General features: G+C 70.5%; 8 protein-coding genes. 4 read left to right on the top strand and 4 right to left on the bottom strand.

The genetic code is table 11. The features are described 5' to 3' along the window. From BFN01_RS13930 to BFN01_RS13920, 3 genes are all read right to left on the bottom strand, one after another. Positions 1 to 1,332: ABC transporter ATP-binding protein (locus BFN01_RS13930; RefSeq protein ID WP_071644931.1), on the bottom strand; the 1,332-nt coding region annotated here is incomplete at its 3' end. 83 nt (positions 1,333 to 1,415) lie between these two features. After that, positions 1,416 to 1,958 (bottom strand): ECF transporter S component, encoded by a 543-nt coding sequence (locus tag BFN01_RS13925; RefSeq protein ID WP_071644930.1) that lies wholly within the window; start codon positions 1,956 to 1,958, stop codon positions 1,416 to 1,418. Positions 1,959 to 1,990: 32 nt separating this feature from the next. Beyond that, positions 1,991 to 3,313, bottom strand: coding sequence for a cell wall-binding repeat-containing protein (locus tag BFN01_RS13920; RefSeq protein WP_071644929.1), 1,323 nt, complete (start codon positions 3,311 to 3,313; stop codon positions 1,991 to 1,993). 254 nt (positions 3,314 to 3,567) lie between these two features. Here BFN01_RS13920 and recQ point away from each other — a divergent pair, with 254 nt between their 5' ends. Next, the gene (gene recQ, locus BFN01_RS13915; protein ID WP_071644928.1) at positions 3,568 to 5,571 is read left to right on the top strand and encodes a DNA helicase RecQ; all 2,004 of its coding nucleotides are present in this window, start codon (positions 3,568 to 3,570) and stop codon (positions 5,569 to 5,571) included. A 194-nt stretch (positions 5,572 to 5,765) separates the two neighbouring features. Here the strand turns inward: recQ and BFN01_RS13910 are convergent, their stop codons facing one another. Continuing rightward, positions 5,766 to 6,179, bottom strand: a complete 414-nt coding sequence (locus BFN01_RS13910) for an OsmC family protein (protein ID WP_071644927.1) — start codon at positions 6,177 to 6,179, stop codon at positions 5,766 to 5,768. Positions 6,180 to 6,269: 90 nt separating this feature from the next. Between BFN01_RS13910 and BFN01_RS13905 the strand changes: the two genes are divergently transcribed. From BFN01_RS13905 to BFN01_RS13895, 3 genes are read left to right on the top strand one after another with little or no spacing between them, the layout of a single operon-like run. After that, positions 6,270 to 7,070, top strand: coding sequence for a methionine ABC transporter ATP-binding protein (locus BFN01_RS13905; protein ID WP_083428830.1), 801 nt, complete (start codon positions 6,270 to 6,272; stop codon positions 7,068 to 7,070). After that, positions 7,067 to 7,738, top strand: coding sequence for a methionine ABC transporter permease (locus BFN01_RS13900; RefSeq protein WP_071644926.1), 672 nt, complete (start codon positions 7,067 to 7,069; stop codon positions 7,736 to 7,738). The genes BFN01_RS13905 and BFN01_RS13900 overlap by 4 nt, the downstream gene beginning before the upstream one ends. A gap of 37 nt (positions 7,739 to 7,775) precedes the next feature. Next, complete coding sequence (locus BFN01_RS13895) at positions 7,776 to 8,594, top strand: MetQ/NlpA family ABC transporter substrate-binding protein (protein ID WP_071644925.1); 819 nt, start codon at positions 7,776 to 7,778, stop codon at positions 8,592 to 8,594. Positions 8,595 to 8,743: the final 149 nt, after the last annotated feature.

Here is an 8,743-nt window from a genome sequence, read left to right as displayed (position 1 = left end):
CGCGGTGCCCACCGACAGTCGCCGCTTCTCGCCGCCGGAGAGCAGGAAAGGATGCACGTCGGCCTTGGCCGTCAGGCCGAAGCGGGCCAGCATCTCGGCGACGCGCTCGTCGATCTCCGCGTCCTCGATCCGCTGCAGCCGCAGACCGTGCGCCAGCTCGTCGCGCACGGTGCCGGCGACGAACTGGTGCTCGGGATTCTGGAAGACGAACCCGGCGTGCGCGGCGAGCACGCGCGGCGAAGCCCGCCCCACATCGATCCCGTCGACGAGCACCGTACCGCGCGTCGGCGGCACCACGCCGCCGAGCGCCTGCAGCAGAGAGGTCTTCCCGGCGCCGTTCGCCCCCATGATGACCGTGAACGAGCCCCGCGCGATGTCGAGGTGCGGCGCGTCGAGTACCCGTGCGCCGCGCTTCTCGACGACGACGTCACGCGCGGTGATCGCCGGAGCGGGGTCGTGAGCGGCGGCTGCGGGCGTCGGGGCGTCGTGTCGCGCGGTGCCTCCGCTGACGGGCGTCGGGATGGCGGGCGTCGCGATGACGGGCGTCGGGATGGCGGGCGTCGGGATGACGGGCGTCAGCACGCCCAGTTCCCGCAGGGTCTCGGCGTGCTGCTGCAGGGTCTCCCGGACCGGGCCGTCGAGCAGCGGGCGCCCGTCGTGGTCGAGCACGATCACGCGGGTGGCGAGGTCGACGGCCGCGTCGACGTCGTGCTCGACGAGCACGATCGCGCGCTGCTCGGCATCCCGGATCAGCTCGCCCAGGGCGGAGTAGACGTCGCGCACGCCCTGCGGGTCGAGGTTGGCGGTCGGCTCGTCGAGCACGATGACGCGCGAGCGGAGGGCGAGCGCGCAGGCGATCGCGAGACGCTGGCGTCCTCCGCCGGAGAGCAGGTCGGGATTCCAGCGGCGTCGGCTCCAGAGACCGGCGCGGCGCAGCGCCTGCTCGGCGCGGGCGAGCACGTCGGATGCCGGCAGCCGCAGGTTCTCGAGCGCGAAGGCGACCTCGTCGAGCACCGTCCCGGTCACGAGCTGCGAGTCGGGGTCCTGGAAGACCATCGAGATCTCGGTGCTGAGCTGAGCCACCGGAGTCGTGCGGGTGTCGCGGCCGGCCACCTGCACCGACCCTGTCATGGTCGCGTTCTCGACCGACTGCGGGATCAGACCGTTCAGAGCGAGGGTGAGAGTCGACTTGCCGGATCCGCTCGGACCGAGCAGCAGCACCACTTCGCCCGGGTGCACGTCGAACGAGACGTCCCGCAGGGCGGGGTGCGCGGCGCCCTCGTGCGTGACGCTCAGGTCGCGCACGCGGAGCAGGGGCGCGGAAGGGCGCACGGGCGGGTCCTCTGTGAGCGGGCGGTTCCCTCTTAACTTAGTCTGACCTAACCCCGATGACGCTGCGAGAGTCGTCGCATCCCTCAGCGCGGAGCGATGCCGGCCCGGCGCAGCGCATTGCCGATCGCGATCCCGATCGCCGTCCACGCCACCGGCCCGAGCACCGAGACGATCAGGTAGCTCAGCTGCACCCAGGGGGCGAACTGCCTCAGGTCGACGATCAGGCCGACGACGATGGCCACGAGCACGCCGATGAGTGCGGCTGACACGAAGAAGCGCCACCGACCCCAGGTGCGGTACCGGGTGAGGGCGGCCACCCCCTCCTGGATCGCCCCGAAGAGCAGTGCGGTGCCGATGTACCGCATCGCCCACATCGGGGTGAACGCGCTCGAGATCAGCGCTGCGATGACGTGCGTGATCAGCGCCACCATCGGCTTGCGCAGCACCTCCTGCGCGATGATGCCGGGCAGAACGTGCACCCCGAGCACGAGCCCGTACACGTAGGGCGCGAGAGCGATGACGCCGACGGTGACGAGTCCGGCCACGCCGCCGAGGATGCCCGTGGCGACACCGATGGCAGCGCAGACGAGGAGGGTGCGCGTGTTCAGCGCCTGACGGAGTGCCACCCCTCCAGGGTATCGGCCATGGCCGACCCCGGTCAGGGGCCGAGAGGCAGAAGCTGGGCGATCGCGGTGTCGCTGATCACCGCGGGACCACCGAGCAGGATCACCCGCTGCGGCTTCAGACGCCGGATCTCGTCGAGCACTGCTGTCGGCAGAGCGCTCTGGCCGGTGAGGAGCACCGGGCCGCCACGATGCCCGGCGGCTGCGGCCCCTGCCAGAGCGTCGGGGAACGACAGGCCGCTGGCGATGTAGACGGCCGGAACCCCGGCGGTGGGGAAGGTGGCTTTCGACACGGCGATCGCGGTCATGTACCGGTTGATGCCGCCCAGGCGCTGCGTGGCGGTGCTGACCCCCGTCGCCGCGACGGCGGATTCGACGACCGCATCGCTGATCACACCCGTGCCGCCGAGCACGACGATCTTCGCCGGGCGCAGCCGCGCGAGGGCGCTCGCCGTCTCGTCGGGGAGGGAATCGCCACGTGTGAGCAGCACGGGGGAGTCCTTCGACCCGGCGGCGGCGGCTCCGGCGAGGGCGTCGGGGAAGTCGAGTCCGCTCGCGAGGTACACAGTCGCCGCGGAACCCCACAGTGTCGACACCGCGGCCGCGGTCGCATAACGATCGGGCCCTGCGAGACGGATGACACCGCCGGTCGTGATCTCGGCGATACGGCGCTGCACATCGCCGTTCACCGCCCCCTCTCCACCGGCGATGAAGGGTCGGTCCGCGCCCAGGCGCGTCAGCTCCTGACGGGTGGGCTCGCGCAGCGACGTCGGTCGGGTGAGCAGCACCGGCGCCCCCGCGCGACCGGCGGCCGCTGCAGCGGAGAGGGCGTCGGGGAAGGTGGTGCCGTCGGTGATGAAGGCCGAAGCGGCACCCTGCGCCTGATAGGCGCGCGATGAGACGCGAGCGGCTGTCGCGAAACGATCCAGGCCGAACTGCCGTTCGACGAAGTCGAACGGGGTCGTGAAACGCACCGGTGCGGAGTACGCGCCTGTTCCCGACGAGTTCACGGCGGCGACGCTGAAGTCGTAGGTCGTCTCGGGAGTCAGCCCGTCGATGAACACGTTGGTCGCCGACCAGCCCTGATCACGCAGCACCTGGCCGCCCGAAGTCAGGCGGATGCGGTACCCCGTTGCCCCGGCGATCGTCGGCCAGGCGAACTGCACCTCGGTGTCGCCGAGAGCGATACGTCGAGGTGGCGCAGGGCGGTCGGGTACGGCGGTCGGCGTTCGGATGCCCGTGACCGGGGTTTCAGCGGCCGCCGGCGCCGCTCCGGGGAGCGGCAGGGTCGCGAGCAGCGCAGCGAGGATCACGATGCCGGCGCCGGTGCGGACGCGACCGGAGGTCTTCACGGGCATCGGTTCTCCTTCGTCGCCCCAGATCTCGTTCGTGCGCCCCGCCCTCAGAGTACGCGGTGGGTTGCGTATCGGTGTGCGGGCCAGGGCCCGGGCCGGGCACCGGGGGCGCACAGACCGGGGGCCGACACTCCAGATGTCGGACGCTCCCCGCGAGTACGTCCGACATCTGGCGTGTCGGCCCCCGAGGTGTCGCGGTCCGCGCGCGGCTGTGGACGCCCGGCCACGGTGTCGGCGCCGGTGGCTACGCTGGAGGGATGCCGCCGTCTTCCCCTGACCCGTACGAGGACGTGCCGTACCCCGACGAACCGTACGACGACCTGCCGCCCGACGAGCTCGACTGGGTCCCACCTGCCGACGGCTGGGAGCCTCCGCTCGACTGGGGTCAGGGACCGATGACGCCGGCTGCGACAGCCGGACGAATCCAGGCATCCGGAGCGGCGCCGTCGAAGTACCCCACGGCGATCGAGGCACTGCGCACCGTCTTCGGGTACGACGCGTTCCGGGGCGATCAGGCTGCGATCGTCGAGCACGTCGTCGGCGGAGGCGATGCCGTCGTGCTCATGCCCACCGGCGGCGGGAAGTCGATCACCTACCAGGTGCCGGCGCTCGTGCGCGAGGGCACGGGGCTGGTGATCAGCCCGCTCATCGCGCTGATGCACGACCAGGTCGACGCGCTCCGCGCGAACGGCGTACGTGCGGCGTACCTCAACTCGACCCAGGCGCCCGACGAGCGCCGTGAAGTGGAGCGCGCGTACATCGCCGGCGAGCTCGACCTGATCTACGTCGCCCCCGAGCGGCTGTCATCGGCGCAGACCACGCAGCTGCTGCAGCGCGGGACGCTCAGCGTGATCGCCATCGACGAGGCGCACTGCGTGTCGCAGTGGGGTCATGACTTCCGGCCCGACTACCTCGCGCTCGGCGACCTCGCCGAGCGGTTCCCCGGAGTGCCGCGCATGGCTCTCACCGCCACGGCGACCCGCGCGACGCATCAGGAGCTCACCGAGCGCCTCGGGCTGGGGCGCGCCGAGCACTTCGTCGCGAGCTTCGATCGCCCGAACATCCAGTACCGCATCGTGCCGAAGGTCGAGGTGCGGCGGCAGCTCGTCGAGTTCATCCGGTCTCAGCCCGAGGGCGCCGCGGGCATCGTCTACGCCCTCAGCCGCAAGTCGGTCGAGCAGACGGCCGAGCATCTGGCATCCAAGGGATTCGACGCGCTGCCGTACCACGCCGGCCTTCCCGCCGAGGTGCGCGCGGCGAACCAGGCCCGGTTCCTGCGGGAAGACGGTGTGGTCATGGTCGCCACGATCGCCTTCGGCATGGGGATCGACAAGCCCGACGTGCGCTTCGTCGCGCACATCGACCTGCCGAAGTCCGTCGAGGGGTACTACCAGGAGACCGGCCGAGCCGGACGCGATGGCGAGCCGTCGGTCGCATGGATGGCGTACGGGCTGGGTGACGTCGTGCAGCAGCGCCGGCTCATCGACCAGAGTCCCGGCGATCGCACGTTCAAGATGCGGATGGGGCAGCACCTCGACGCCATGCTCGCGCTGTGCGAGACGGTCGCGTGCCGACGGCAGAACCTGCTGCGGTACTTCGGTCAGGACAGCGAGGCATGCGGCAACTGCGACACCTGCCTCGAGACGCCCGACACCTTCGACGGGCTCGTTCCCGCGCAGAAGCTGCTGTCGACGATCGTGCGCCTGAAGCGCGAGCGCAACCAGGCGTTCGGCGCCGGGCATCTGATCGACATCCTGCGGGGCGCGTCGAACGACCGCATCCGCAAGATGCGCCACGAGCAGATGGCGACGTACGGGATCGGAGCCGACCTGACCGACCAGGACTGGCGCAGCGTCGTGCGGCAGCTGCTGGCGAGGGGCATCCTCGTCGCGCAGTGCGAGTACGGCACGCTCGCGCCGGGGGATGCCGCGGCCGGTGTGCTGCGCGGCGAGACCCCCGTGCCGCTGCGCAAGGACACCATCGGACGTGTCGGCGGTTCTGCCCGTGCGCGCAAGGCCCCGGCATCCGCCTCGCTGGATGCCGGCGACCGCGACCTCTTCGAGGCGCTGCGCGCCTGGCGGGCGGCGACCGCTCGCGAGCAGGGCGTGCCCGCGTACATCGTGTTCGGCGATGCGACGCTGCGGGCGCTGGCCGAGCAGCGCCCGACGACCGTGACCGGCCTCGGCGGCATCAGCGGGATCGGGGAGAAGAAGCGGGATGCGTACGGCGCCGCCGTGCTCGAGGTGATCGCGGCGCACTGAGTCCGCCACCCCGGCGCTTCGCACCCGCACTCACTTGGCCGCGTGAACCCGCGCGGACGCCGCGCTCCTCCTGGCCGACGCAACGCGCCGGTGCACCCGCCTCGCGCATCCCCGGACGCCTCACGCGCCTCGCAACTCGACCTGCCAACCGAACCGGGGCACACCGGGGCGCACCCGATCCGGCCCGCCGATCCTCAGCCGGCGAACTGCTCCGCGTGCACCTGCACCGTCGTCGCACCCCGCAGCAGCTTCGACACCGGACAGCGCGCGTGCGCACGAGCCAGCAGATCCGCCGTCTCGTCCAGGGTCAGCCCCTCCGCCGACAGATACGTGTCGACGTGGAACTCATACCCGGGGCCATCGGAGGCGTCGTGCAGCTCGACCTCGATCCGCACCGCCGTGCGGCGCTCGCGCTTCACCAACGCCTGCGCCGTCGCGTTCAGGCACGTCGACCACGCCAGCGCCAGCAGCTGCTCCGGGTTCGAAGCATCCGGATCGGGATCCGAAGTCAGCGGCGACGCCACCGGCACCTCCATGCCGCCTGTCACGCGAGCCGTGCCCGTCCCGCCGTCGCCGTTGATCGCTTCCGTCTGGTACCTGAGGGTCATAGGGCAACTATAATTTGGATCACGTACAGAAAAGGCCGCTCGGCCTGCTCGGGCCCGACAGCCGGCCCGCCACCCCACTCGAAAGACGCGATGGCCACCGACCTGCCTGCGATCGTGGAGTTCCGCCACGTCAGCAAACGCTTCCGACCCGACGCCGATGAACGTCCGGCGCTCGACGACGTGACGCTCAGCATCCGGACGGGCGAGATCTTCGGCGTGATCGGCGAGAGCGGCGCCGGCAAGTCGACCCTGCTCGAGCTGATCAACGGCCTCACCGGCCCGACCGAAGGCGACGTGCTCGTCCACGGCGCCCGGGTCTCCCGCCTCGACCGAGCCGCCCTGCGCGCCCTGCGCCGCGACATCGGCGTCGTCTTCCAGGGAGTCCACCTGCTCAGCAACAGCACCGTGCGCGACAACGTGCGCCTGCCGCTGCGTCTGGCGCAGCGCAACGGCACGCGCAGCGGCACGCGCGGCGAGAAGAGCATGACGGCGGCGCAGCAGCGGGACGCCGTCGACGAGATCCTCTCGTTCGTCGGCCTGTCGCACCGCGCCGACCACTTCCCGGCCCAGCTCTCCGGCGGCGAGCGGCAGCGGGTGGGCCTCGCCCGCGCCCTCGTCTCGAAGCCGCCGCTGCTGCTGTGCGACGAGCCCACCTCCTCGCTCGACGCCTCGACCACCGCCGACGTGCTGCGGGTGCTCGCCGACGCCCGCGACCAGCTCGGCGCCACCATCGTGGTCATCACGCACGACCTCGACGTCGTCAAGGCGATCTGCGACCGCGCGGCGCTGCTCGAGAAGGGCCGCCTGCGCGAGCTCTTCGAGATCGACGCCGCAGGCCCCCGATCGCTGCCGAGCTACTACGAACAGGTCAAACGGGAGCTGACGGCATGACGTGGCTCACCGACCTGCTCGCCGAATACGGCGCCGACATCGCCGAGTCGATGGCCGAGACCGGATACATGGTGCTCGTCTCGCTGCTCGCCGCCGTGCTCGTGGGCCTGCCGCTGGGCACCGTGGTGTACCTCACCGAACGCGGCGGCATCGCGGAGAATCGCGCCGTCAACACCATCGCCAACCTGTACATCAACATCGTCCGCTCGTTCCCGTTCCTGCTGCTCGTGGTGTTCCTCATCCCGTTCACCAGAGCCGTCATCGGCACGAGCTTCGGCACCCAGGCGGCGACCCTCCCGCTCTGCTTCGTCGCCGTCGCGATCTACGCCCGCCTCACCGAGCAGATCCTCCGTGAGATCCCCGCCGGCATCTCGAAGGTCGCCGTCGCGTCGGGCGCGACGGTGCCGCAGGCGGTGTTCCGGATGCTGCTTCCCGAGGCGCGCTCGGGCCTCGTCTACGCCCTGACCTCGGCGGCGATCAGCCTGCTGTCGTACTCCACCGTGCTGGGCGTGGTGGGCGGCGGCGGCATCGGCGACTTCGCCATGCGCTACGGCTACCAGGTCTACAACGACAACCTCATGTACCTCACGATCGTCATCATCATCGTCTGCGTGCTCGCCATCCAGGCCATCGGTCACCGCACCTCGGTGCGGCTGGACCACCGCTGAGCCTCACCCCGAACCCCCATCGAAACGGAAGACACCCATGAAGAAGTCACGCCTCGTGTTCGCCGCAGCCGGTCTCGGTCTCGCGCTCCTCGTCACCGCCTGTGCGCCTGCGGCGGACGAGAAGCCGGATGCCGGTGCCGGAGAGCCCACCGTGCTCAAGGTAGCCGCCGTACAGGCGCCGATGACCGACGTCGTGAAGGCCGCAGGAGAGGCCATCGAGGACGGCTACGAGGTCGAGCTCGTGGAGGTCGCGGACTACATCACCGCGAACACGATCCTGAACAGCGGCGACGTGTACGCGAACTTCTCGCAGCACATCCCTTACATGCAGACGTTCAACGAGGGCAACGACGCAGAGCTGGTCGGCGTGCAGCCGGTGTACAACTTCGTCATCGCGTTCTACTCCAAGACGCTCGACGACATCGCAGACCTGCCCGAGGGCGGCACCGTCGCCATCCCCGACGACCCGTCCAACACCGGCCGAGCGCTGAAGCTGCTCGCCGCGAACGACGTCATCACCCTCGACCCGGCGGTCGACCCGTACGCGGCGACCGTGAAGGACATCACCGAGAACCCGAAGAACCTCGAGTTCGTGCAGGTGCCCATCTCGTCGCTGAACGCCGCGTACGAAGAGGCCGACCTGGTTTTCCAGTGGCCCTCGCACATCAAGGCGCTCGGCCTCAACCCCGACGACGACGGCCTGATCACCGAGCTCGACGACCGGTTCGCGCTGAACCTCGTCGTGCAGCAGAAGGACGCCGACTCCGACGCGACCAAGGCCCTCGCGAAGGCGTTCACGAGCGACGCGGTGCGCGAGGTCATCGAGGGCAACGGCACCATCACGACCGCCTGGTGATCCCCGGAGACGGTCGCCGACTGTCGCCAGGTGACAACGGGAGGCGCGGTCGGCGCCGGATGCCCTTGTGCATCCACCACAGTCGACTTCGCCTCTCGTTGTCGGACTCCTACGGTTGAAGGACACCTGCTCCTTTCTGAGAGGAACCG

It is taken from the genome of Microbacterium sp. AR7-10 (assembly GCF_001878835.1).
Classification (GTDB): Bacteria; Actinomycetota; Actinomycetes; order Actinomycetales; family Microbacteriaceae; genus Microbacterium; species Microbacterium commune.
Note: the sequence above shows the minus strand (reverse complement) of the source record. Positions and strands in the feature narration are given on the sequence as shown.

Bases quoted from the DNA above. Each gene is read 5' to 3' on its own strand.
- BFN01_RS13895 (WP_071644925.1), top strand. From the start codon at position 7,776: ATGAAGAAGTCACGCCTCGTGTTCGCCGCAGCCGGTCTCGGTCTCGCG.
- BFN01_RS13905 (WP_083428830.1), top strand. From the start codon at position 6,270: ATGGCCACCGACCTGCCTGCGATCGTGGAGTTCCGCCACGTCAGCAAA.
- BFN01_RS13900 (WP_071644926.1), top strand. From the start codon at position 7,067: ATGACGTGGCTCACCGACCTGCTCGCCGAATACGGCGCCGACATCGCC.
- BFN01_RS13910 (WP_071644927.1), bottom strand. From the start codon at position 6,179: ATGACCCTCAGGTACCAGACGGAAGCGATCAACGGCGACGGCGGGACG.
- BFN01_RS13920 (WP_071644929.1), bottom strand. From the start codon at position 3,313: ATGCCCGTGAAGACCTCCGGTCGCGTCCGCACCGGCGCCGGCATCGTG.
- recQ (WP_071644928.1), top strand. From the start codon at position 3,568: ATGCCGCCGTCTTCCCCTGACCCGTACGAGGACGTGCCGTACCCCGAC.